This window comes from Arthrobacter sp. NPDC080031, from assembly GCF_040702485.1.
GTDB lineage: Bacteria > Actinomycetota > Actinomycetes > Actinomycetales > Micrococcaceae > Arthrobacter.
The window spans coordinates 17,997-40,374 of the sequence record NZ_JBFBLA010000018.1 but is presented as its reverse complement, the minus strand read 5'-3'; the positions used below and the strand labels follow the sequence as shown (position 1 = coordinate 40,374).

21 protein-coding genes are annotated in these 22,378 nt (G+C 64.4%); 9 read left to right on the top strand and 12 right to left on the bottom strand.

The annotated features are described in order from the left end of the window. Nucleotides 1–20: 20 nt before the first annotated feature. From AB0323_RS15665 to AB0323_RS15655, 3 genes are read right to left on the bottom strand one after another with little or no spacing between them, the layout of a single operon-like run. Complete coding sequence (locus AB0323_RS15665; RefSeq protein ID WP_366178138.1) at nucleotides 21–926, bottom strand: SDR family oxidoreductase; 906 nt, start codon at nucleotides 924–926, stop codon at nucleotides 21–23. A 36-nt stretch (nucleotides 927–962) separates the two neighbouring features. Then, the gene (locus AB0323_RS15660; RefSeq protein WP_366178137.1) at nucleotides 963–2,096 is read right to left on the bottom strand and encodes an acyl-CoA dehydrogenase family protein; all 1,134 of its coding nucleotides are present in this window, start codon (nucleotides 2,094–2,096) and stop codon (nucleotides 963–965) included. Nucleotide 2,097: 1 nt separating this feature from the next. Next, nucleotides 2,098–2,901 (bottom strand): enoyl-CoA hydratase-related protein, encoded by an 804-nt coding sequence (locus tag AB0323_RS15655; RefSeq protein WP_366178136.1) that lies wholly within the window; start codon nucleotides 2,899–2,901, stop codon nucleotides 2,098–2,100. Nucleotides 2,902–3,065: 164 nt separating this feature from the next. Here AB0323_RS15655 and AB0323_RS15650 point away from each other — a divergent pair, with 164 nt between their 5' ends. Continuing rightward, entirely contained in the window at nucleotides 3,066–4,022 is a 957-nt protein-coding gene (locus AB0323_RS15650) for a nitronate monooxygenase (protein ID WP_366178135.1), read from the top strand. Between the two features lie 107 nt (nucleotides 4,023–4,129). On the opposite strand, the gene AB0323_RS15645 is transcribed toward AB0323_RS15650, so the two are convergent. Together AB0323_RS15645 and AB0323_RS15640 are read right to left on the bottom strand one after the other, a co-directional pair. After that, nucleotides 4,130–5,173, bottom strand: a complete 1,044-nt coding sequence (locus tag AB0323_RS15645) for a nitronate monooxygenase family protein (protein WP_366178134.1) — start codon at nucleotides 5,171–5,173, stop codon at nucleotides 4,130–4,132. Beyond that, on the bottom strand, nucleotides 5,170–6,834 hold the full coding sequence (locus AB0323_RS15640) for an AMP-binding protein (protein WP_366178133.1): 1,665 nt from the start codon (nucleotides 6,832–6,834) through the stop codon (nucleotides 5,170–5,172). Before AB0323_RS15640 ends, AB0323_RS15645 begins: the two co-directional genes overlap by 4 nt. Before the next feature lie 279 nt (nucleotides 6,835–7,113). Between AB0323_RS15640 and AB0323_RS15635 the strand changes: the two genes are divergently transcribed. Further along, on the top strand, nucleotides 7,114–7,992 hold the full coding sequence (locus tag AB0323_RS15635) for a PaaX family transcriptional regulator C-terminal domain-containing protein (RefSeq protein ID WP_366178132.1): 879 nt from the start codon (nucleotides 7,114–7,116) through the stop codon (nucleotides 7,990–7,992). A gap of 12 nt (nucleotides 7,993–8,004) precedes the next feature. Here the strand turns inward: AB0323_RS15635 and AB0323_RS15630 are convergent, their stop codons facing one another. The 3 genes from AB0323_RS15630 to AB0323_RS15620 form a co-directional block, all read right to left on the bottom strand. Next, a complete protein-coding gene (locus AB0323_RS15630; protein ID WP_366178131.1) occupies nucleotides 8,005–9,654 on the bottom strand; it encodes an AMP-binding protein in 1,650 nt (549 codons plus the stop codon). A gap of 202 nt (nucleotides 9,655–9,856) precedes the next feature. Continuing rightward, nucleotides 9,857–10,651, bottom strand: coding sequence for an SDR family oxidoreductase (locus AB0323_RS15625; RefSeq protein WP_366178130.1), 795 nt, complete (start codon nucleotides 10,649–10,651; stop codon nucleotides 9,857–9,859). Nucleotides 10,652–10,820: 169 nt separating this feature from the next. Beyond that, on the bottom strand, nucleotides 10,821–11,516 hold the full coding sequence (locus tag AB0323_RS15620) for a PaaI family thioesterase (RefSeq protein ID WP_366178129.1): 696 nt from the start codon (nucleotides 11,514–11,516) through the stop codon (nucleotides 10,821–10,823). A 108-nt stretch (nucleotides 11,517–11,624) separates the two neighbouring features. Between AB0323_RS15620 and AB0323_RS15615 the strand changes: the two genes are divergently transcribed. Next, nucleotides 11,625–12,788 (top strand): acyl-CoA dehydrogenase, encoded by a 1,164-nt coding sequence (locus AB0323_RS15615; protein ID WP_366178128.1) that lies wholly within the window; start codon nucleotides 11,625–11,627, stop codon nucleotides 12,786–12,788. Nucleotides 12,789–12,790: 2 nt separating this feature from the next. Here the strand turns inward: AB0323_RS15615 and AB0323_RS15610 are convergent, their stop codons facing one another. Next, on the bottom strand, nucleotides 12,791–13,669 hold the full coding sequence (locus AB0323_RS15610; RefSeq protein ID WP_366178127.1) for an alpha/beta hydrolase: 879 nt from the start codon (nucleotides 13,667–13,669) through the stop codon (nucleotides 12,791–12,793). Between the two features lie 166 nt (nucleotides 13,670–13,835). On the opposite strand from AB0323_RS15610, the gene AB0323_RS15605 reads away from it, so the two are divergent. The 4 genes from AB0323_RS15605 to AB0323_RS15590 are packed head-to-tail and all read left to right on the top strand — an operon-like array spanning nucleotide 13,836 to nucleotide 17,639. Then, complete coding sequence (locus AB0323_RS15605) at nucleotides 13,836–15,014, top strand: 2-hydroxyacyl-CoA dehydratase family protein (RefSeq protein WP_366178126.1); 1,179 nt, start codon at nucleotides 13,836–13,838, stop codon at nucleotides 15,012–15,014. 15 nt (nucleotides 15,015–15,029) lie between these two features. After that, a complete protein-coding gene (locus AB0323_RS15600) occupies nucleotides 15,030–16,418 on the top strand; it encodes a 2-hydroxyacyl-CoA dehydratase family protein (protein ID WP_366178125.1) in 1,389 nt (462 codons plus the stop codon). Nucleotides 16,419–16,472: 54 nt separating this feature from the next. Beyond that, nucleotides 16,473–17,438 (top strand): acyl-CoA dehydratase activase, encoded by a 966-nt coding sequence (locus AB0323_RS15595; RefSeq protein WP_366178124.1) that lies wholly within the window; start codon nucleotides 16,473–16,475, stop codon nucleotides 17,436–17,438. Nucleotides 17,439–17,495: 57 nt separating this feature from the next. Next, nucleotides 17,496–17,639, top strand: a complete 144-nt coding sequence (locus AB0323_RS15590; protein ID WP_366178123.1) for a hypothetical protein — start codon at nucleotides 17,496–17,498, stop codon at nucleotides 17,637–17,639. Between the two features lie 56 nt (nucleotides 17,640–17,695). On the opposite strand, the gene AB0323_RS15585 is transcribed toward AB0323_RS15590, so the two are convergent. The 3 genes from AB0323_RS15585 to AB0323_RS15575 are packed head-to-tail and all read right to left on the bottom strand — an operon-like array spanning nucleotide 17,696 to nucleotide 19,168. Continuing rightward, complete coding sequence (locus AB0323_RS15585; RefSeq protein ID WP_366178122.1) at nucleotides 17,696–18,196, bottom strand: thioesterase family protein; 501 nt, start codon at nucleotides 18,194–18,196, stop codon at nucleotides 17,696–17,698. Next, nucleotides 18,174–18,725, bottom strand: a complete 552-nt coding sequence (locus tag AB0323_RS15580) for a MaoC family dehydratase (protein ID WP_366178121.1) — start codon at nucleotides 18,723–18,725, stop codon at nucleotides 18,174–18,176. The genes AB0323_RS15585 and AB0323_RS15580 overlap by 23 nt, the downstream gene beginning before the upstream one ends. Further along, on the bottom strand, nucleotides 18,722–19,168 hold the full coding sequence (locus tag AB0323_RS15575; RefSeq protein WP_366178120.1) for a MaoC family dehydratase N-terminal domain-containing protein: 447 nt from the start codon (nucleotides 19,166–19,168) through the stop codon (nucleotides 18,722–18,724). The genes AB0323_RS15580 and AB0323_RS15575 overlap by 4 nt, the downstream gene beginning before the upstream one ends. A 65-nt stretch (nucleotides 19,169–19,233) precedes the next feature. On the opposite strand from AB0323_RS15575, the gene AB0323_RS15570 reads away from it, so the two are divergent. Both AB0323_RS15570 and AB0323_RS15565 read left to right on the top strand, forming a co-directional pair. Beyond that, the gene (locus tag AB0323_RS15570) at nucleotides 19,234–20,409 is read left to right on the top strand and encodes an acyl-CoA dehydrogenase family protein (RefSeq protein WP_366178119.1); all 1,176 of its coding nucleotides are present in this window, start codon (nucleotides 19,234–19,236) and stop codon (nucleotides 20,407–20,409) included. A 2-nt stretch (nucleotides 20,410–20,411) separates the two neighbouring features. After that, the gene (locus AB0323_RS15565; RefSeq protein ID WP_366178118.1) at nucleotides 20,412–22,367 is read left to right on the top strand and encodes an AMP-binding protein; all 1,956 of its coding nucleotides are present in this window, start codon (nucleotides 20,412–20,414) and stop codon (nucleotides 22,365–22,367) included. Nucleotides 22,368–22,378 lie beyond the last annotated feature (11 nt).

Sequence of the window (22,378 nt, the reverse complement as noted above, 5' to 3'; positions counted from 1 at the left end):
AGTGGGTAGGCGCGACACGGCTAGACCGACCGCTGTGCCTTGGTGACCGCCGTGGCCGCCTTGCTCTTGAGACGGGCTTCGGCCCAGTCCGCATCCGTCATAGAGTTCAGTCCAGCGAAGGTCCCGGGCCCGGCAAGCATCTGGCCGCCGTCCATCGCAATGGTCTGTCCGGTCAGGTAGTCGCATGCATCGGACATCATGAAGATGGTCAAGTGGGCGAGCTCCTCAATGGTCCCCATCCGGCCGGCGGGCACCTGGTCCTGCTGTGTTGCGCCCGCGGCGCTTCTCTCCGTCGGGTTCAGCATTTCCCAGGCATAGTCGGTGGGAATCGGGCCGGGGGCGAGGGCATTGAGGCGGATGCCGTACTTGGCCCACTCAACGGCCAGGGACATGGTCATCGCGTGGACGGCCGCCTTGGCCATGGCAGAGAGGACAACGTACGCCGAGCCGGTCCAGATCCAGGTGGTCAGCGTGGAGAGCACACTGCCGGGCAGCCCCTCCGCGATCCACCGCTTACCGGCAGCGTGGGTCGTATGGAACGAGCCGTTCATGACGGTACTGGCCACCGCATCAAAGCCACGCGGGCTCAGGTCCTTGGTCTGTGCGATGAAATTGGCCGCAGCATTGTTGATGACGCCAGTGAGCGGTCCATGCAGCGCCCAGATTTCGTCCATGGCGGCGTCGACCTGATCGTAGTCCTTCACATCCACCGTCTGGAAATGCGCGCGGCCCGGGTGATCGCTCGAGGCTTCCTCGGCCGCTTCCCGCAGGACGGCTTCGCGCCGTCCCCAGAGATGGACTTCTGCGCCATGGTTTATCAGGTGGCGGGCCACTCCGCGGCCGAGCCCGGTTCCACCGCCGGTGATCAGGATGCGTTTACCCGCCAGGGCGTCGGATGAAAAGGGGGAACGTGCGGGGATGGACATGGGTCCTCTTTCCTCAGTGAAAATAGTAGGGCCGGACTAAAGCAGGCTCTTGGCGATGATTTCCCGTTGGATCTCATTGGTACCGCCATAGATGGGCGGCGCCAGGGACTTACGCACCTGGGCCTCCATGCCGTACTCACGGGCATAGCCGTAGCCCCCCATCATTTGCATGGCCTCCAGGGCGGTGTTCTTGGCGATTTCAGTGCAGCGCATCTTGGCCATCGCGCTTTCTTGGGCCAAGGAGTCCTCCAGGCCCTCGTCAATGCGGTGGGCTACGTCATAGACGAAGGAGCGCGCGAAGGCGACATCCGTCGCGAGGTCGGCGATCCGGTGGCGCAAGGCCTGGAAGCTGCTGATCTTGCGGCCAAATTGCTCACGTTCGCTGATGTAGGCGATGGCGTCATCCAGGGACCGCTGGGCCGACCCAAGGCTCATCGCCGCAATGATGACCCGCTCCACGCTTAGCCCGCGCATCAGCTGCTTCCAGGCATTCTTGGCCTCACCGACCACGTTCGAGGCGGGGACGCGAACGTCCGTGAAGAACACGTCGTTGACGGTGTGGGGTTCCATGGTTTCGATTTCCCGGATGTCCAGGCCGGGCGTTTCCGTGGGAACCATCAGGAGGGTGAGTCCTTGGTGCTTGGTCCCGGAGTTGTCCTCCCGGGTGAGGACCAGCAGGTGTTCGGCGACATGGGCGGCGGAACACCAGGTCTTCTGGCCATTGATGACATATTCGTCGCCATCCCGAACGGACTTAACCTTCACGCCGCCGAGGTCCGATCCGGCTCCTGGTTCACTCAGCGAGATGGCCTCGAGCCTACCCGCGGCCAGGTTCGAGACGATGGTTTTCTTCTGCAGTTCAGATCCCCATTTGAGGTATGTCTGTGCAGCGGTGAGCCCCGTTGAATACCCGGTAATCGGGGCGAGCCCCCGGGAGGTCTCCTCAAGGAAGACGCACTCGTCCACGAAACCCGCCCCGCCCCCGCCATATTCCTCCGGCAAGGAGACGCCCAGCCAGCCCAGCTCAGCCAACCTGGCCAGCACCTGCGGACTGTTCGAAAGCGTTCCGCCCGCCGTGACTGCATCCCGCTGCGCGAGAGTTCCGAGTTCCTGGGCGCAAAACGTGCGGATGGTTTCGGCGAACTGGTGCTGTTCGGCTGAAAGTTCCATCTCAGTTGCCCCGGTAGTTCGAGAATTCGGGGGCGCGCTTTTCGTTGAAGGCGGTGATGCCCTCATTGGCCTCCTCGGTGTCACCGAAGAGCTTCAGGCTGGAGTACGCCATCTGCCCGATGCCGGCGAAGTGTTCGGTGTCGGCGTTGAACGACTGCTTCAGGACCTTCAACGAGGTGGGGGACAGCTTGAGGATTTCGTCGGCCCACTCGCGGACTTCCTGCTGGAGTTGCCCGGCAGGGACGACCTTGTTGGCCAGTCCCCACTCAACGGCCTGTTCTGCGCTGTACTGCCGGCACAGGAACCAAATCTCGCGGGCGCGCTTTTCGCCGATCGCGCGTGCCATGAGCCCGGTGCCGAAGCCGGCGTCGAAGGACCCCACGCGCGGCCCGTTCTGCCCGAAACGGGCGTTCTCCACTGCGATCGTCAGGTCGCACAGCAAGTGGAGTACGTGGCCGCCGCCAATCGCAAAGCCATTCACCGCGGCGATGACTGGTTTGGGGGTGTCACGGATGACACGGTGCAGGGAATCGATCTCAAAAAGGCCGCTGTCGGAAGGGCCGTAGTCTCCCGTTTCCATGCGCTGCTTCTGGTCACCTCCGGTGCAGAAGGCCTTCTCGCCGGCGCCGGTCAGGGCGATCACGCCCACCTTGTCCGAGCCCCACGCGGTCTTGAAGGCCATGATCAGCTCGTCGACGGTTCGGGCGCGGAAGGAGTTGTAGCGTTCCGGCCGGTTGATGGTGATCCAGGCAAGGCCGTTGTCGACCGTGTAGGTGATATCAGTGAAACTGTCGATTGAAGGCATTGTTTCTCCTCGTTATGCCGGCTCTGCCGTCCTGCTGGACGGCCTGGGCCCTGGCGGCTAATTGGCCCTACCATTGACAAACATACGGCTGTGAACGATCGTTATCAATACTATGGCGAAGATTACTTCTGGATTCGATCGCCCCCCGAAGAGAGGACCGGCACATGACCGAGACTGCGGAAACCCTGGCCGTGCAATCACTCGCTGGCCCGTCCGGCATCGACCCCCGCGGGCTGCGGGCCCCGGCCATCGTCGCGCCGATGTTTCTGGTCTCCGGTCCCGAACTGGTTGTGGCCAGCTGCCGGGCAGGGCTTGCCGGGTCGTTCCCTACACAGAACGCGCGAACCTACGCTGACTTGGTGCAGTGGCTCGACCGGATCCGGGAGGGCCTCTCGGGCCTGCCGCGGCCCCAGTGGGCCGTCAGCCAGATTGTGCACCCTACCTATGACCGGTTCGAGGCCGAACTGGGGCTGATGACGGAGTACCGCCCGGACGTGGTGATCACGGCGCTGGGGTCCCCCCGCCGGGTGCTCGACGCGGTCCACGGCTACGGGGGCGCCGTCTACGCTGACGTGATGTCGGTGGAGCATGCGCGGAAAGCGGCCGACGCCGGTGCCGACGGCCTGGTCCTCGTGTGCCATGGGGCCGGTGGCCACACCGGGCGGTTGTCGCCGTTCGCGTTTGTCGATGAGGTCCGGTCGTTTTTCGACGGGACGCTTGTTGTTGGCGGGGCCGTTTCCACCGGGCGGGGCGTCCGTGCCGTCGAGGCTCTGGGAGCGGACCTGGCCTATATGGGAACGAGGTTCATCGGCGCCGAGGAGTCCCTCGCCAACGACAAATACCGGCAGATGCTGGTCCGGGCCGGGGTCGACGACGTCACTGCGACCAAGGCCGTCACGGGCGTGATGTGCAGCTGGCTCGATGAATCGCTGGCCGACGTCGGCTTCGGCGACGCGGCGCTGCAGGCGTCGGGCAAGATCGACTTCTCGGATCCGCACGGAGAGCATAAGCCTTGGAAAAACATCTTCGCCGCCGGGCAGGGCGTGGGAAGTGTCGACCGCATCGCCCCGCTCCAGGACATCGCCGACGAGATCGTCGTCGAGTATTTGGCGGCTCGCTGACCCCCCTCCTGCGTCCACGGACGTGCCGGGAACAGTTTGCTTTCGCAAAGCGAAGGACGTCCCGCCCTCGTGGGGCGCGACGTCCTTCGCAGCTGGCGTGGCCGGTTCTATGCCGGCGCCGGCACGCGGATCGAGGCAGCCAGGCTCTGCAGGATATCTGCGGCTTCCTCCGCGATGCGCGGCACGAACTCGGCGACGCTGACCAGATCGTTGATCGCCCCGGCGATCTGGCCCGTCAACACGAGGCTGTTCTCAGTGTCACCGGTAGTCTGAGCGCGCTGCATCGACTCGATCTTGTGCCGGGTCAGGGCCACGGGATCGGCGTCGGGCGCATTCTGGGCCTTTAGCAGCTCCAGGGAGGCGGTGTTTCGCAGCCCACGACAGGGGCCGTAAACGCCGTCAAAGGCCACATCGTCACCCTCCTTGGCATCCAGGAGTGCCTGGATATAGGAAGGGTGCCAGTCCGAGTTCTCGTGGGTCAGAATGAACCGGGTGCCCATCGCCACGCCTTCCGCTCCCATGGCCAGCGCTGACGCCAGACTGCGGCCGTTGCGGGCGCCGCCTGTCAGCAAAACGGGGACGGAGACTGCCTCGACGATTGTGGGCACGAGCACGTAGGTGTGCACGCCCGCGGCGGGCGCGTGCCCGCCCATCTCGAATCCCGCGGCGATGATGACGTCCACGCCGGCTTCTTCCGATTTCACCGCCTGGCGGGTGGAACCAACCTTGTGCTGGTGGATCATGCCGGCGTCCTTGATCGCCCCGATGTAGTCGCCAGGGAAGCCTGCGGAAGTCGTCATGACCCGAAGCTTCCGCGCCAGGGCCGGATCCTTTTCGCGCATCTCAAGGACAGTGCGGATGTAGACGTCGGTGAATTCCAGGACCTTTCCGTGGGAGTCCACGCCCACTGGAATGTTCACGGCAAAGACCCTGTCGGTCAGTGCCGAGGCTTCCTCGATGTGCGCACGGAAGGTCCGGGCACCCTCCTGGATGTCGACGGGCATGCCGGGCATGCTGACCGTGCCCAGGCCGCCGGCGTTTGAAACGGCGGCGGCCAGCTTGGGGGTGCGGTAGGGGCCGAGGCCCTCCTGCACCACCGGGTGGTCGATGCCGACCAGGCGGGTGTAACGGTTGGTCAGGGGCGCGTTCATGAGTCCACCTTGGTGTTGGCTAGGAGTGAATTCTGCTTTTCGCTGAGCTGCCGTACGGACTGCTCACCGGCGACGATCCCGTCGCGCAGCTTGAATTTCTGTATCTTGCCCGTCGGTGTGGCGGGCAGTTCGTCGACGTAGTACCAACGGGCGGGGGCCTTGTGTTTGGCCAGATGCGTCAGGCACAGCTCCCGCAGGGCGTCGACGCCGGGCGGGTCGTTCGAATCAACAGGGCGGATGACGGCGCAGACAAGTTCACCCCATTTTTCGTCGTGGATCCCGACGACGGCGACCTCGGCGACGGCAGGGTGGGAGAGGATGAGGTCCTCGATCTCGCGGGGGTAGATGTTCTCGCCGCCCCGGATAATCATGTCTTTGATCCTGCCGGTGATCTTCAGGTAGCCGCGCCCGTCCATCGATCCAAGGTCACCGCTGTGCAGCCACCCATCGTCCTGCATCGTGGCCGCCGATTGTTCGGGCATGTTGTGATAGCGCAGCATCGTCTGATAGCCCCGGGCGCAGATCTCACCGCTTTCGCCTATGGGCAGGATGTCCCCGGATGCGGGATCGATGATCTTGACTTCGACATTTGGCAGGGGGCTGCCGATCGTCAGTGACTGGTCCTCAGCAGAATCTGTCAGCTTGGTCTGGCAGATAACACCGTGTAGTTCGGTTTGTCCGAACACGATGCTGAACCTGCAGCCGAAGCGTTCCTTGGTCTGCTCGACGAGCCGTGCGGGGACAAACGAAGCCCCCGACATCACCGTGGTCAGCGCCGAGACATCGCGCGTGTGGCTGTCCGGGTGCTCGAGCATGGCATGGAGCATCGTGGGAACCAGGAGGCTGGTAGTGGCGCGGTAGGTTTCGAAGAGCTCCAGCATGAGCCCAGGGTCGAAGGCCGGCACCACAATGTACGTCCCGCGGTGGGCGAAGGTTCCGATCTCCGTCAGGGACCCTCCGATGTGGAACATCGGCATGGCCGAGACCCAGACAGCCCCGTCCTCGACGCCTGCACCCCCGGTGACAAAGCGGGAGGCGTTGACCACTCCGAGGTGATGTAGCACGGCGCCCTTAGGCTTGCCGGTAGTGCCGGAGGTGTACTGGATTTGGGAGGGATCGTAGAGCTGGACGTCCGGTAGCGGAGCGGCCTTGTCGACCGTCGCAGTGAACGTATCCAAGTCATCGATGCACACCGCCAGCCTCAACTCCGGCAGGTCATCCCGGACGGCTGCGACGGCGGCGGCCAAGTCGTGACCGCGGTATTCGCGGGCATGGAAGATGCCTGCAGTTTCCGACTGCCGCAGCACGTACTCCAGTTCATATTTGCGGTAGGCAGGGTTGACCGTGACGAGTACGAGCCCGGCGAGCCCGGCTGCTTGCTGGAGGATCACCCACTCGGCCCCGTTCGGGGCCCAGATGGCGATTCTGTCACCGGGCGAGAAATGCTGCAGCATGGCGCGGGCCATGTGTTCTGCCTCAGCGAGGAGTTCGGCGTAGGTCCACGATCTGCGGGCGGCCGGGTCGGCGGTGCCCTCGATGAGGGCCACGCGATCCGGCACCTCTGCGGCAATGCTGCGGAGCAGCCCGCCGGTGGTGGACGCCAGCATGGGCACGGACGTGTCTTCTGGCCAATAAGATTCGGTCAATGTCATCGTTGACATGTTCGCTCTCTGGGTTGATCCGATCGTGAGCTGAGGGAGGTGGGCCGACCACCTGGGGAGGTGGCGGACGCCTCACTTCACCTATGAGTGTTACACACAATTGGTCAGACCGCTATAAAGGTCCGATATTAAATGAAGCGGGGTCCGATCACGGGTGCAGCGGATGGCGAACTGCATCCGGGATTCGCCGCCCGCCCCATGCCCGGTGCGCCCGAGTGAGGGCCGGCGTGGGGTGTCTGGCAATCTGAGGGCCCCGAAACTCCCTATAGGATGGGAATCATGGTGACCCAACCCCAGCCGGTCTCGACTGGAAATCCTGGAGAACGAGACCGCAAGGGGGGTCACGCCGACCTCACCCCGGGCAGTGCGAGGTCGGTGCTGCTCACCATCCTCGGCGAGCTGGTCTCGCCAACGAAGCAGCGGGCCTGGACGTCGTCCCTCCTCTACGTGATGAATGGGCTCGGAATCGAGGAGCGCACGGCCCGCCAGGCTATTGTGCGGGGTGCGGATTCCGGCTGGATCGAACCAGTCAAATTTGGGCGCGAGGTGGCATGGTCGGTGTCGGCCCAACTGGCCCAGGTGTTCGAAACGGGTTCACGCCGGGTGGAGGCGCTCAGTGATCCGTTTCTCGAATGGGACCGCAACTGGCTGATTCTCCTGGTGACGGTGCCGCTGTCCCTCCGGGCCAGCCGCAAGCGGCTATACAGCGGTCTCGAATGGGCGGGATTCGGCAATCCGACAGCCGGTTTATGGTTGACCCCGCACAGTGAGCGGCGTGAACAGGTGAATGCCTTGATCGACGACCTTGGGCTCACCGACTCAACGATCTCATTTCTCGGAAGGACCGATTCGATCGGCCTTTCGGAAGAGATGATCATTCGGCGCGGCTGGGATCTTGAGGCACTCGCTGAGCGGTACAGGGAGGTCGGAGCGCAATTCAGGAATCCGACGCCGGCGCCGGGGGACGATACCCTGTTTACGCACATCCGCGTCCTGTCAGAACTGCAGCGGTTGCCGTTCGCTGACCCGCAACTGCCCGAGGCGCTCCTTCCGGATTGGATCGGGCGACGAGTCACGTCGCACCTGCAGGATCTCCGGCGGTCATGGGCGCCCCAAGTCCACGCACGCTGGTCGGAGATTAACGCCGCATCCAGCTGAAGCCTGTCACGCCTAGATCGGCGAGGCTGCTTCCATCGAGGGGACGGCAGCCAGCTCGCCCGCGTCGATCTGATCCCGCAGCACGAATTTCTGGATCTTGCCCGACGGCGTCAGCGGGAAAGCGTTGGTGAAGAACCAATGCGTGGGGGCCTTGTGTGCGGAGATCCGCTCGCGGCACCAGGCGCGCAATTGCTTCGGGTCGGGCGGTGTGACACCCTCGCGAAGGCGGACGATGGCGCCGACTTGCTCACCCCACTTTTCATCCGGGATGCCGAGGACCACGGCTTCGGCGATCGCGGGGTGGTCGAACAGAAGGTCCTCGATCTCTCGTGGATAAACGTTGATGCCACCTCGAATGATCATGTCCTTGACGCGGCCCGTAACACGGATAAAACCGCGTTCATCCATTGTGCCGATATCCCCCATGTGCAGCCAGCCGTCCGCGTCGATCGTGTTGGCAGTCTCCTCCGGCATCTCGTAGTAGGCCAACATGTTTTGGTAACCCCTGCAGCAGATCTCGCCCTGCTCACCGGTAGCAACGATTTCCCCGGTATCCGGATGCACGATTTTCACGTCGAGTTCCGGAAGCGGCTGTCCCACTGTTGCGGCCTGGTCGACGGCACTGTCAGTCACTCGGGTCTGGCTGATGACGCCATGCATCTCGGTCTGCCCGAACAGGATGCTGACCTGACAACCGAAATGGCTGGTTACCCGATGTACAAGCTGTTCGGCCACTGCGGCCGCGCCAGACATCATGGTCTTGATGGATGACTTGTCGCGCGCCGCGAAGTCGGGATGATCGAGCACAGCGATGAGCATCGTCGGAACCATCAGCGCGTGCGTGCCGCGATAGGTCTCGAACAGCTCCAGTGTCAGGCCCGGATCGAAGTTTGGCATCACCACGTACGTGCCGTGCCAGGAGATCGTGGAGAGCTCGGTGACCGCGCCGCCGCCGATGTGGTACATCGGCATTGCGTTAATGCACACGTCGCCGTCACTCATGCCCGCGCGCTCGCCGACGAACGCCGCCTCGTTCACTATGCCCTTGTGGTGCAGGAGTGCACCCTTCGGGAAGCCTGTGGTTCCCGACGTGTACTGGATTTGAACCGGGTCAGTAGGCGCAACTTCGGGGAACGAGCGCTCAGGATCCCCGGAGGCGAGAAAGGCCGCCCATTCGTCGAAGGAGATCAGGTCACGCAGTGCGGGAGTTTCGGAGCCTACGGATGCGACAATCTCCCGCATGTCCGCTCCGCGGTATGACTCGACAAGGAACAGGCCCACGGCGCCGGACTGGCTGAGGACGTACCCAAGTTCCTTGGCCCGATAGGCGGGATTGATCGCGACGACGATCATGCCGGCCATTGCTACGGCCTGCTGAAGGATGACCCACTCGGCGCTGTTCGGCGCCCAGATGGCTATGCGGTCGCCGGGCTCAAAGCGGGCGAGCAGCCCGCGGGCAGCAGCCTCAGTCTCGGCGAGAAACTCGCGGTAAGTCCAGTGCCGCCGCAGGGCTGGATCGGCGACGCCGTCAACGAGGGCAAGGCGCTCCGGCGCCGCCTCAGCCGCGCCCCTGAGCAGATCGGGGAGTGTAATGTCCCGCACTCCTGAGCTTGACTCCTTGGGCCAGTAGGACATCACAAGTGGTGCAACGGAGGTGTTCATCGACGCTCCTTCTTCGCAGGTCGAGTAAGTACTACAGGCAGGGCAACAAAGTGGACCCATTCATCACATTAGGACCAATCGTTCAATAGTTCAACCATTTACGAGCGAGAGAATTGAATGATTCTTGCTCCATCCGGTTTCCGTCTTATGGCAGCGGCGGTCTACTTCCTGCCGTGATCCACGGTGAGAGCGACCACGTCAGTCAGGCGGCCGAGATCCCGCCGTTTACGCTGATCGCCTGTCCGGTCAGCCGTGACGCGCCTGGGCCGCCAAGAAAAACGATGAGCGCGGCCAGGTCCTCCGGCTCTGCGACACCCAGGTGGGCCTGCTTCGCGGCATTTTCAAAGAGTTTCTTGCTGAACCCATCCGACAGCACCCGCTCCGCGGTAATCGTTCCCGCGACCAGCGAAGGTGTCACGGCGTTTACCCTGATGCCATTGCGTTTGCCCTCGATCGCCGCCGTTCGAGAGAACATGACGATGGCCGCCATGCCTGCTCCGAGGACGGACTCGCCCGGTGTGGCGACCTTCGCCGCGTCCGAGGCAACATTGATGATGCTGCCCCCACCTTGCACCCGCATAAACGGCAAAACTGACCGGGTGAGATACATCGGGGGCAGCGCCTGGCGGGTCAGGATCGACGACAGATCCTCGATCGGGGTGTTGTGAAGCAACTCGGGGCGGTACGAGGCCGCGACCGAACTGACCGCGACATCGATCCCGCCGAGGCGCGAGTGCATAACTTCGACGGTTTCGGCGACCTGGTGGAAATCGTCAGCGTCGGCGGCAAGAAACTCCACCTGGGCATCGGGCTGCAGACCCAGCAGCAGTGACTTGGCAGCCTGCCCTCGGGCCTCGTCGCGGGCCATGAGCCCAATGCGCCGAACTCCCGCGCCCAGGAACTGTATGGCTGAGGCCAGCCCGATACCCGACGTTCCGCCGGCAATCAGGACGGCGGATTCTTCGTAGCTGCGAACGAGCGGCGCGGTGGTGGGCATGGGGATCTCTTTTCCGTGGAGGGGATCGTACTCAATAGTCGACACATTAGTTGACTCGGTACGTTTTAGTGTCGCATAAGCGGTCGCATTGCCTCAAGCACCCCGGGCGCCCGTGCCGATGAAGCAGTCCGTGCTGAATGCATATCCCGACGCCGTGTACGCCGGAAGATTAGACGCGCAGTGGTGAAGTTCCGCCGTGCCGGCCCGACTGCGGGACGCCGCCGAGGTCTCTAAGATCCCCGAAGTACCGCTCCTGCTTCTCCTGGCGCGGCTCGATAAAGAGCGCCTCTGCCTCGACGTGCGGGACGGACGGATCTGATGCGAGCGCGATCGCGCCCCGGACGTGCGTCTTGCGGCCCTCCGTCCAGTCGATGTGTGACGTGAGTTCGAGCTCGGTGTCGAGCGGCAGGGCATGGCGGTAAGTGACGTTGAGGAACGCCGTCATGCCCCAGCGGCCCGCCTGGGTGCCGGCCTGACCGAGCACCTCGTCGAGCAAGAGGCTGGTGACGCCGCCGTGCACGAACCCTGGGGGTCCCTCGAACCGGCGGTCGAGGGTGGTGCGAACGACGACCGACTCGCCTTCGTATGCAAAGACGAGAGGCGGTGACATTGGGTTGCCAAGGCCTGTCACCGGGCTGAAATAGCGGATGGCGTCCGGCAGCGAGTCGACCGACGCGACCTGGGAAAGTCCCCGCGCGTTGCCGGAAACCAGTGACGTGATCCTACGGGCAAGACGCGCAGCCTCTGCCAGATTCTCCGGCGACACCTCGTTGGCGGCCTGGGCAACAATCACTTCGCGCAGCGCGGATCCGAGATTTGCGACCGCCTCTCGCTGGCGGATAACTTCTTCATGCGTCTCATTCATGGTATTAACCTTACAATGATCAGACCAATAACTGGTCGTCGGCGGAGTGCGAAATCGCCGCAACTGACGCCCTCTTAAACAGGCGCCCCGTTAAACAAAGGAGACTCAATGGAATTCGGCCTTACCGATGACCAGCTGGCAATCCGCGATGCGGTGCGCGCCTACGCACGCACCCGGCTCAGTGCCGGTTACCTCGCACGGGCGAAGTCGGAAACGTTCCCGTGGCCACTCCACCGCGAAATCGCCGTACTGGGAATCTTCGGACTGCTCGCGGGGAGTGACCACAACCCTCTCGAGAGGGAGGACTACGTCGCCGTAGGGCTGGTTGTCGAAGAGCTCGCGTACGCCGACTTCAATCTCGCCAACGCGGCCATCCCCGTAATGCTCATGAGCGCCCTTATCTCGCGACACGGCAGCCTGCGCATCAGGGAGACGTACCTGAAAAGAATGGTCGAAGGTGAAACCTACGTCGCCTTGGGCCTCACGGAGCCGGAGGTCGGTTCGGATGTCGGAGACATCCGAACCACCGCGACCGCGACTCCCGGCGGATACGTGATCTCCGGTGAGAAGACCTCTGTGACGATGCTGGCAAACGCCGAGGCAATCATCATCGTCGCGAAAACGGTCCGGGACGGAGAGCCGGTCGGTGCTTCTGCATTCCTGGTCCCGCTGGATGCCGCTGGCATCGAAAAATCGGCGATCGCCGACACCGGCTGGCTGCCCCTCGGCCGCGGGGTGCTGCATCTGGACAATGTCGAGATCCCGGCCGATGCTCTCCTGGGCGATGAGGGCGCTGCCTTCCGACAGCTACTCGGCGGGTTCGACTTCACCCGGCCGCTGCTCGCACTTACCGGAATCGCCACCGCTCAGGCATCAATCGACGAGACCGTGGAGTACGTGTCAAGCCGAACGGCGTTTGGTTCGCCCCTCGCCGCAAATGAGGGTGTGTCGTTCCCGCTGGCCGAGCATGCGACTCATCTCGAGGCGGCACGGCTGCTCTGCTACTCGGCGCTCTGGCACCGAACGGTCGAGCGGCCGCACACCGCTCTCGCGGCGATGACGAAGTGGTACGGCCCGCTTCACGCCGGCCAGGCCATCCGCGAGTGCCTCCTGTTGCACGGAAATTTTGGTTATTCGAGTGAGTTCCCGTTCGAGCAGCGGCTCCGGGACGTGCTCGCCGTCGAAATTGCTGATGGCACGGCGCAAATCCAGAAGATCATTATCGCCCGGGAGCTCTTTGGGCGCCAGTTCATTCCATACCCGAGGCGCTGACCTCACGCGGTAGGCTGGTGTTCCCAAGCGGCAAGGAGGGTGCGGAGGCCGGCCACGAGCGCGAGCGGCTGATCGAGCATGGGGTGGTGGCCGGCAGCGGGCACCTCAATCATGGGCGTGGCGCTGCCGAGCCGGCGGAAGATTTCGTCGGCCATGTCAGTCCCGACCAGCCCATTTTCACCCCGGAAGAACGCCGACTGGCACGCCAGTGGGATTAGCTCCGGCAACTGGGGGGCGCGGTCGAAGATCTTTAAGTCGAATTTCCACGACCACCCGCCGGGCACCTCGCGAACCGAGGTGTTCGCAACATGGGTGGCGACATAGTCGAGCGTGAGTTGGTCTGGAATCGGACGAAACCGGGAAACAACGGATTCGCGGGTTGGATACAGGCGCGGCGGACCGAAAGCAAGACGGTCCGCCGCCGCGTCCTCTTCCGGCGTGAAGTGGACAAGGGGCGAGTCCACAATGATGATCCCGCCGAGCTTGGCGCCGGATGCCATGGCTGCCCGAAGTCCCACCACACCACCCAGGCTGTGCCCGATCAGGATGGGTGCCGCCGATGAGGCAAGACCCGCTACCGCGAGCACTTCAGCGGCCCAGCGGTCCACGCTGTATGACTCGCGGAAGTCGCTCTCGCCGTGGCCGGAGAGATCCAACGCAATGACCTCGCGGCCTTCGCCGAGCAGCGGCGCGATGTGGTCCCACCATCGAGAGTGGGCGGCCCCGCCGTGAATCAGGATCACTGAGCGTGTGCCTTCTCCCCACGTGCGGTAGGCGATTTTCGCGCCATCGACCACCGTCGATGCCGCTCTGGCCTCGACGGCCAGCGCCTGGTTGAACCAGTCCGGCGTGCGCACCAGATCGGCCAACATGGCCGTCATAGTTCTTCCATCCAATCGGGTTTACCTGCTCGACGGAACGACATTGCGCCTCCTTGTTGGCGGCCGGGGATGGCCCTTTTGTCCAGTTTGACAGCACCGTAAGCAATTATCGACACTTCGCGGAACATTATTGCCAAAGATGAGAAACATCGAGTAGCTTGAGGGCATGCAAAATCTCGATTCGGTATCTTATGACGCCCTTGCTGCGGCCGCGGCCGATCCAGTCACCTACGCGCAGTCGTGGAAGGCACGCACGGGTCGGTCCGTTATCGGGTCGTTTCCGATGAACTTCCCATCGGAACTCACTCACGCCACCGGCGCCCTGCCTGTTGTCATCCAGGAAAGCCGCACCGCGATCACCGAAGGGCGAAGCCTGCTGCCCGAGTTCTACTGCGGCTACACCCGCAGCCTCGCCGACCAGGCCGCGACCGGGGAACTGGACGTCTTCGACGCCTTCGTGCTCGCCGATCATTGCGTGCAACTGCTCGGAGCGGTCGACGTGATCCGCTGGGCGAAGCCGCAGATCCCGACGCACTTCGCCCAATTCATCAGCTCGATGGACGACCCTTGGAGCCAGGGCCAGGTCATCGACAAGATTGGCTCGCTGCGCGTCGAGGTCGAGGAGATCGTCGGCACGACGGTGACGCCGGAGGCGCTTGCCGTGAGTATCCGGCTCTTCAATGAGAACCGCAGGCTGCTCCGTGAGTTCTATGAGCTGCGCAGGTCAGGGCGGGTTCGCATTACGGCATCCCAGATGCAGACACTCGTGAAATCGAGCATGGTCATGGACATCGAGGAGCACTCGGCGCTGTTGCGGAGCATCCTCGGCGCCCTCGTGCCCGAGGAGTACGCGCCCGACGCGCTCGTGCGCGTCCACCTCTCCGGCCACTTCTGCGCCCCGCCGCGCCCGGAGTTGCTCGATGTCATCGAGGAGTGCGGCGCGCTGGTAGTAAACGACGACCTCTACCACGGCTGGCGTTACGTCTCCACGGACGTTCCCGAGGATGTCGACCCCTTCGACGCGCTCGCACTCTGGTACCTCGATCGCAATATCTCAGCCCCGTGCGGCACCCGCGTTCAGCGCAATGTCGACTGGGACACTTACCTCATCGAGAGCCTGAAGGACAGTGCATCGGATGGCGTCATCACGCTCATGGCCAAGTTCTGCGAGCCGTTGATGCTGTACTACCCCGAGCTCAAGAAGTCGCTCGACGGCCACGATATTCCGGTGCTCCTCATTGAAACCGAGCACGAGGGACTCGCCGAGGAGTCCACCCGCACGCGCGTGGAGACCTTCGTCGAACGCATTCGCCGCAACAAGACCAAAGTGCCGACTTTAGCTTAGAAATGGACAACGGACATGTCATTGGATACCCCGAATCGCGAGTCGCTGGAACTGCTGTCCACCCGTGACCGCACCCTCGATCTGGTCGACAAGTCGAACCGCCTTTCCTCGACCAAGACCGGTGGCAAGATGGTCGCCGAATATTGGGAGAACATCTTCACCGCGAAGGAACGCGGCAAAAAGGTCGTCTGGTACAACGGCACGGCACTCAACCCGATCTTCCAGGCCGCCGGCCTCGAATGGTGCCACGGCGAAGCCTTCTCCGCCCGCCTCGCCGCCATGCATCTGGAAGTCCCGGCGCAGGCGGCCGGTGCGGAGTACGGCTACATCGGCGAGCTCTGCTCATACGCCCGTACGCACCTCGGCTGCGCTGTCATGACCCAGAAGGGCATCACCGAAAAGCAGAACGGCATCGTCGGAATGGTCGACCAGGAGGAACTCGCTGCCAAGCTCCCGTCCCCGGACTTCTTCGTCAACGCCTACGCCGGCTGCTCGACCGGCCAGCAGTGGGACGCCATGACATACCGGGTCTTTGGCAAAGAGTTCCCGATCTTCAACGTCTCCCTGCCGATGATCTGGGGCAACAAGAAGGATGCCGGCTACCTGCGCGGCTCAGAGTGGGAGAAGACACCGCTCTATGTCGAGGAACAGCTGAAGAAGCTCATCGAGTTCATCGAGTACCAGACGAAGAAACCGTTCAACTGGGACGCCTTGTCGGAGAACATGTACTACATCAAGCGCGCGTCCGAGCTGCGACTGGAGGCGATGGCTTTGTGCGCGGCAGCCCCCACTCCGGCGACGTACTGGGACTGGGTGGCGAGCATCGCCCCGATCAACTTCATGCCGGCCAACCAGGCGCTCGTCGACTACTTTCAGGGAGTGAAGAACGAGATCCAGTACCGCCTGGACAACCGCATCTCGGCTGTCGCCAACGAAAAGTATCGCGTCTATTTCGACGGCATCATGAACTGGAACAAGCTCGGCTGGCTGACTCGAAAGTTTGCCGAGTACGATGTCGCCGTCGTCGCGGGTCGATACACCCACGACTCGTTCTGGCAGGAGCCGCAGCTGATCGATCTCGACCGCCCGCTGCTCGGGATGGCTCAGCACTACCTGATTTGCCCGATCAACCACGGCCTGAAGATCATGGAGGAGCTGTTGATCAAGCGATGCGACGAGTTCGGGATCGATGGTATTGCGTTCCACTCCACCCGCACATGCCGGGCCATGACGAATCCGCAACACATCCTGGCGAAGACGGCGGAACGCGACCGTGGAATCAAGTCATTCTTCTTTGAGGGGGATGTCGCCGACGCTGCCTTCTATAAGGACGAGTCGCTTGAGAGCGGACTCGTCGCCATGCTCGAGACCATCGACCAGCAGCGCGCTCGCGCACTGGTGTAGTCGATGCCCCCAGCCTGGGCACACCTGAGTCTGAGTTCGGAAGGAGCAACGAGGATGAACTGGTACGTCATGGGAGTCGACCTGGGCTCCACGACCGCGAAGGTCGCCGTCGTCGACAGCCACGGCGAGCTGGTCGGATCGAAAATCGTCCAAATGGGTGCCGTGAGCACACAGGCCGTCAGTGTCGCCATGGAAGCTGCGCTTGCAGCTGCGGGCATCAGCCAGCCGGACATCTTGCGCACCATCAGCACCGGCTACGGCCGCAAACTCGTGCCTGCGGACAAGACCTTCACGGAGATCACGTGCCATGCGCGCGGCGCCGCGAAAATGTCTCCGGGCGTTCGACTCGTGATTGACATCGGCGGCCAGGACAGCAAGGCCATCGCAGTAGACCAGGACGGTCTCGTCGATCGGTTCGCGATGAACGACCGTTGCGCGAGCGGCACCGGACGGTTTTTCGACGTATTGTGTCGAGCGCTGGAGGTGCCGATCGACCAGGTCGGTAGCCTCGCGATGAGCGGGGACGATAGTCTGGAGGTGAGCAGCATGTGCGCCACATTCGCCGAAACCGAAGTTATCTCCCTTCTGGCGCAGGGCGCCTCGAAGGCCAATATTGCTGCATCCGTTCACAAGGCCGTGGCCTCCCGGACGCTCGGCCTCGTTGCCCAAGTGGGGAGGGGATCCCCTGTCGTAATGACTGGTGGCGTCGCCAAAAACCCCGCGCTGGTCCACTACCTGTCAGAAGCACTGCGCCTGCCAATCGAAATGCTCGACGAACCGCAGATTGCGGGTGCCTACGGCGCCGCCCTCATCGCTCGCGAGGAACACCTCGGCAACGTTTCCGCTGCTGCGGCCGACGTGGCGGCCGCCGCACAGGCCGCCGCCGGTTTGGCAGTTGCAGTCCCTCGCTGCGCAGACTGTGACGGCCAGCTGGGCAGTAGTTCAAGCCGCAGACCCGTCCCGGTGGCGATATCCCCGCGACCAATGGTCGGCCTGCGCTCGGGCGGCCGCGAGGCCTGACCGCCGGAAGGCCGGAGGGAGAACGCCCGTCGCCCGAGTGTTGGCCGGGAGCTGGCCGTGCGCGCCGATGCCGACGTCGGCTTCGGCGAGCAGGGGCTGCAGGCGTCGGGCACGATCGACTTCTCCGACCCGCATGGGGACCACAAACCCCGGAAGGACATCGCCGCCGCGCTCGTCGCCGAGTACCTGGCCGCACGTTGACGAAGACCGGCATCGCCGGCGTGGGGGCCGCCCGGGAGTTGCCCCCACGCATTTGGCTACCTCCTGACGCCCATCACGCCGCACAATGGCGCGTCCCAGCCGGTGTTGGCGTCGTGCCCAATCATCCGGTCGAGGTTCCCGGCCACGTCGGCAGGGAAGCCGGTGGGACGGCGCGTCTCCATATCCATGTGGATCAACAGCGTCTCGAAAGTGTTGGACAGACGGTTGCGCTCCCGGTCGAGCAGGAAGGCGAGCATCTGCACCGCCTTGTCGCTGCGGTCGATCACCCGTGCATGGGCCGTGTACTCATCGCCCACGCGCATTTCTCCGAGGTAGCGCAGGTGGTGCTCCGCGGTAAAGACGCCCAACTTGCGTTCGACGATGTACCCCTGCGGGGCGCCGGAATCGTCGCACAGCACCTGGGAACAGTCTGCGCCGATCTCAAGGTAGTGGCGGATGTTCATGTGGCCGTTGGCGTCGATGAAATCGGGGGTGACGGATCCCTTGGCCAGAATGGGCAAGGCGGCCACCTGGTCAAATGTCGGCAGGCTTGTCACGAGGGTCCCTTTCGGGAATGGTGGCTCCGCTGCGGTCTGCACGTGCCGCGACCGGCATGGCATGGGTGGCGGCGGGCGCCCACACCGTGGCACGAGCCGTGACGACAGTGGTAGCACCGCTGCGCGCAACCAGCTCCAGCTCAATGACGTCCCGGCCCGTGGGCCCCTCGGATACCGTCAGGGTCTCGCAGGAGAGGGTGATGCTGTCGCCAACGGCGACCGGCGACGCGAAGCGCACCTCAAGGACGCGCAGGTTCTCGACGCCGCACCAGTCGGTGAGCCAGCCCGAGAGCAGACCGGCGCTCAGTTGCCCCATCGCAATGGGGCGCCCGAAGCCAGCGGCGGCGGCGAATTCCGGGTCATGGTGCAGGGGGTTGAAATCCCCGCCGGCGCCCGCAAAGCGGACGATATCGGTCTGGGTCAGCGGTCCGACTGTGCGTGGTTCCGGTCGCTGGGCGGGAACCATATGGCTGGGAACGGCGTGGCCGGGAACGGCGCCGGCGGGCGGGCTGTCGGCGGGAAGGCTCATGCCGCACCCCTTTCGATGAGCACCTCACGCTGGCGGAGCACGCATCGCCCATCCCGATCCAGATAGTCCGTTTCCAGGGTCACGATGCGCAGCCTGCCGCCGCGCTTGCCCTCCTTGGTCTCGTCCGCGACGACGCTGCGCACCGCGGTGAGCCGGTCTCCGGCCACCAGGGGGCGTTCGTACTCCCACCGCGTGGACCCCACCACGACGCGTGGCAGGTCCAACCCCAGGGATCGGACCACGGCCTGCTGGTCGCGCTGGTGGCCGGCCACCACCACGTGCGTCCCGGTGGCCAGGACGTCCTCGAATCCCCGCAGTGCTGCGGCGTCCCGGTCGGTGTGGGCGGGGTCGCGAGCAAAGGTCGCGCGCGCGAATTCGGCGATCTTGCCCCGCTCGACGTCGAACGAAACCCGGTCAACGAGCATCCCTAGGGTCGATCCCATATCTATCCTCCTTATTTGGTCTGACCTATAGTATAGTTCACAAAAACGAGAACGGAGGGTCCGCGATGGATTTCGAAGAAACACCGTCCGAAACAAGGTTCCGCAACGAGCTTCGCTCCTGGCTCGCAGTGCAGCTTCCGAAGCTGCCCTGGCCCGAGCCGGCCGATCTGGAGGAAAAGGCGCCGTTCTGGCGCCTATGGCAGCGCATGCTGTACGAGGGAGGGTATGCGGGCCTGACCTGGAAGAAGGAGTACGGCGGCCAGGGCGCGGACGAACGGCTGCGTAACGTCTTCAGTGAGGAGTGCGACCGGGCCGGCGCCCCGGAGCGGCTCAACACCATCGGGGAGGATTTCGCCGGCCCCACCGTCGCACACTTCGGCTCCGCCACCCAAAAGGAGCGCTACCTGCGGCCCATCCTCACCGGCGAGGACATCTGGTGCCAGCTCTTCTCCGAACCCGATTCCGGTTCCGACCTTGCCTCGCTGCGCACCAAGGCTACCAAGGTTGATGGGGGCTGGCGCATCCAGGGGCAGAAGATCTGGACCAGCCGTGCCCAGATCGCCGCCCATGCCATTCTGCTGGCCCGCACCGGGGGAGGGGACCGGCACAAGGGCATCACCTACTTCCTGCTTCCCATGAACGCCGAGGGTGTAACCATCCGGCCCCTGGCGCACATGCTCGGAGAGGTCGAATTCAACGAAGTTTTCCTCGACGATGTCTTCCTCCCGGACGATGCGGTGGTAGGAGAGGTCGACGGCGGCTGGAAGGTCGCCATGGGGACCCTCGGATTCGAGCGTGTGGCCATTGCCACGGGACGAGTGAACACCACCAAGGCCATCGAGGACATCATGGCGGACATCCGCACCATGAGCGCCGCGGACGGCACGCCGCTGGGCGCGGACCTGCACGTGCGCGAGCGGGTCGCCGATCTCTGGGGACGCGTTTTGGTCCACCGCGCGATCAGCCAGCGTGTCATCTCCGACGCCACGGGCGACGCCCCGCCCGGGCCGGTCACCTCCATCGGCAAGCTGTACTTCTGCCCACTCGTCGAGGATCTCGCGGACTTCCGGCTCTCCATGGAGCCGCTGGCAGACCAGTTCGAGTTGGACGACGACGACCCCCGCCCGCGGCGCTGGCTCCGTCTGGCCAACCAGGCGCGCGGCACCGCAATTGCCGGCGGTTCGACTTACATCCAACGCAACATCGTCGCCGAGCGCATCCTCGGCATGCCCAGGAGCTGAAAATGGCCTACGTCTGGCACCCCTCGCAGGACTACCTTGAGAACTCAAACGTCGCACGCCTGATGCGCACCCTCGGAGTCGGTTCCGCCGACGAGTTACGGGCCCGCTCCGTCGAGGACATCGGAGCGTTCTGGCACGAGGTCGTCAAGGACCTCGGCATCCGATTCTCCGAGCCCTACGACCGGCCGGTGGACTTGTCCCGCGGGCCGGCCTTCCCGGAATGGTTCCCGGGGGGCCGGCTCAACGTCGCCGACGTCTGCCTTGGCCGCTGGGCCGTGGAGACTCCCGATGCCGTGGCCGTCGTGCACGAGGACGAGGCCGGTGACGTCCGCCGGTTGACCTATGCCGAACTGGACGGGCTGGTGGCCCGGGCCCGGGCCGGCCTGCGCGCACGCGGCATCGGCAAGGGCGACGCGGTGGCGGTCTTCCTGCCCATGACGCCGGAGGCCGTGATCGCCACCTATGCGATAGCCAGCATCGGGGCCATGGTGGTTCCGTTGTTTTCCGGGTTCGCCTCCACGGCCATCGCCTCCCGGCTGCGGGACGCCTCCGCCAAGGCGGTAATTACAGCGGACGGTACCCTGCGCCGGGGCAAGGTGTCGGCCATGCTGCCGCAGCTGGAGGAAGCCCTCGCCCAGACGCCGAGCGTCGAATTCGTCGCCGTCGTCAACAACCTCGGCACCCTCTCCGACGCCGGTTTCCCCGATGGACGACTCGTTTCCTGGGACGAGCTGCTGTCCGGGGACCCCGATCCGGTGATCGAACCGACCGCCGCCAATGACGTGCTGCTTCTGGCCTACACCTCAGGCACCACGGGCAAACCCAAGGGCGCCGTGCACACCCACGCCGGTTTCGTCGCCAAGGTGGCCAGCGAGGTCGCCTACGGCTTCGACATCACCCCGGGGCGGACGTTCTGCTGGATCACTGACATGGGCTGGATCATGGGCCCGCTCTCGATCCTGGGCACCCACGCCTGCGGCGGCACGCTGATGCTCTTTGAGGGTTCCCCCGACATGCCCGACACCAACCGGCTCTGGGACCTGGTCGAGCGCCATGGAATCTCCCTGCTCGGTGTCTCCCCGACGCTGATCCGCACGCTGCGCGCCTCCGGCCACGAGCTGCCGGCCGCGGACCTGTCCTCCGTGCGCACACTCGGCTCCACCGGTGAGCCCTGGGACCCCGAGTCCTACGAATGGCTGGCGCGGGACGTGTTCGGCGGCCGGGTCCCGGTGATCAACTTCTCCGGCGGAACCGAGGTGGGCGGCTCTTTCCTGAGTCCCTATCCCGTCGAGGACATTGCCAGCTGCTCACTCGGAGGCGCGGCCCTGGGCATGGACGTCGACGTCGTGGACGACGGTGCACAACCGCTGCGCGGCTCCGTCGGGGAACTGATCTGCCGCCAGCCGTGGCCCGCGATGACGCGCGGCGTCTGGCAGGACAACGAGCGGTACCTGGAGGCCTACTGGTCAACCTTCCCGGGGCTGTGGCGGCACGGAGACTACGCGCTGGCCGACGGGCACGGCGGCTGGTTCATCCTCGGCCGCTCCGACGACGTTATGAACGTGGCTGGCAAGCGCGTCGCCCCGGCTGAGATCGAATCCGTGTTGGCCGCCGACGACGCGGTGGCCGAGTCCGCCGTCGTGGGAATCCCGGATACCAAGAAGGGGGAGGCCCTGTGGGCCTTCTGGGTGCGCCGGCCCGGCGTAACCGACGATGACAGTACCGTCGCGGCCCGGTTGCGGCAGGCAGTGGCCGACGAAGTCGGCAAGCCGTTTGCCCCCTCCCAGGTGGTGCGCGTCGAGCAACTGCCCAAGACCCGGTCCGCCAAGGTCCTGCGGCGCGCTGTCCGTGCTGCCGTGCTGGAAGCCGATCCGGGGGATCTGTCCGGTGCGGAGAACCCGGAAGCGGTCTCTGAGATCCGCGACGTCGTGAAGGGGCTGCGCCAGCCCATCGGCTGAGCCCACCGGAA

Excerpts from the sequence above, each read along its gene's own strand:
- AB0323_RS15595 (WP_366178124.1), top strand. The coding sequence starts at position 16,473 with ATGAACTGGTACGTCATGGGAGTCGACCTGGGCTCCACGACCGCGAAG.
- AB0323_RS15625 (WP_366178130.1), bottom strand. The coding sequence starts at position 10,651 with ATGCCCACCACCGCGCCGCTCGTTCGCAGCTACGAAGAATCCGCCGTC.
- AB0323_RS15615 (WP_366178128.1), top strand. The coding sequence starts at position 11,625 with ATGGAATTCGGCCTTACCGATGACCAGCTGGCAATCCGCGATGCGGTG.
- AB0323_RS15630 (WP_366178131.1), bottom strand. The coding sequence starts at position 9,654 with ATGAACACCTCCGTTGCACCACTTGTGATGTCCTACTGGCCCAAGGAG.
- AB0323_RS15600 (WP_366178125.1), top strand. The coding sequence starts at position 15,030 with ATGTCATTGGATACCCCGAATCGCGAGTCGCTGGAACTGCTGTCCACC.
- AB0323_RS15655 (WP_366178136.1), bottom strand. The coding sequence starts at position 2,901 with ATGCCTTCAATCGACAGTTTCACTGATATCACCTACACGGTCGACAAC.
- AB0323_RS15640 (WP_366178133.1), bottom strand. The coding sequence starts at position 6,834 with ATGTCAACGATGACATTGACCGAATCTTATTGGCCAGAAGACACGTCC.
- AB0323_RS15575 (WP_366178120.1), bottom strand. The coding sequence starts at position 19,168 with ATGGGATCGACCCTAGGGATGCTCGTTGACCGGGTTTCGTTCGACGTC.
- AB0323_RS15570 (WP_366178119.1), top strand. The coding sequence starts at position 19,234 with ATGGATTTCGAAGAAACACCGTCCGAAACAAGGTTCCGCAACGAGCTT.
- AB0323_RS15580 (WP_366178121.1), bottom strand. The coding sequence starts at position 18,725 with ATGAGCCTTCCCGCCGACAGCCCGCCCGCCGGCGCCGTTCCCGGCCAC.
- AB0323_RS15645 (WP_366178134.1), bottom strand. The coding sequence starts at position 5,173 with ATGAACGCGCCCCTGACCAACCGTTACACCCGCCTGGTCGGCATCGAC.
- AB0323_RS15620 (WP_366178129.1), bottom strand. The coding sequence starts at position 11,516 with ATGAATGAGACGCATGAAGAAGTTATCCGCCAGCGAGAGGCGGTCGCA.
- AB0323_RS15605 (WP_366178126.1), top strand. The coding sequence starts at position 13,836 with ATGCAAAATCTCGATTCGGTATCTTATGACGCCCTTGCTGCGGCCGCG.
- AB0323_RS15660 (WP_366178137.1), bottom strand. The coding sequence starts at position 2,096 with ATGGAACTTTCAGCCGAACAGCACCAGTTCGCCGAAACCATCCGCACG.
- AB0323_RS15565 (WP_366178118.1), top strand. The coding sequence starts at position 20,412 with ATGGCCTACGTCTGGCACCCCTCGCAGGACTACCTTGAGAACTCAAAC.
- AB0323_RS15635 (WP_366178132.1), top strand. The coding sequence starts at position 7,114 with ATGGTGACCCAACCCCAGCCGGTCTCGACTGGAAATCCTGGAGAACGA.
- AB0323_RS15665 (WP_366178138.1), bottom strand. The coding sequence starts at position 926 with ATGTCCATCCCCGCACGTTCCCCCTTTTCATCCGACGCCCTGGCGGGT.
- AB0323_RS15610 (WP_366178127.1), bottom strand. The coding sequence starts at position 13,669 with ATGACGGCCATGTTGGCCGATCTGGTGCGCACGCCGGACTGGTTCAAC.
- AB0323_RS15650 (WP_366178135.1), top strand. The coding sequence starts at position 3,066 with ATGACCGAGACTGCGGAAACCCTGGCCGTGCAATCACTCGCTGGCCCG.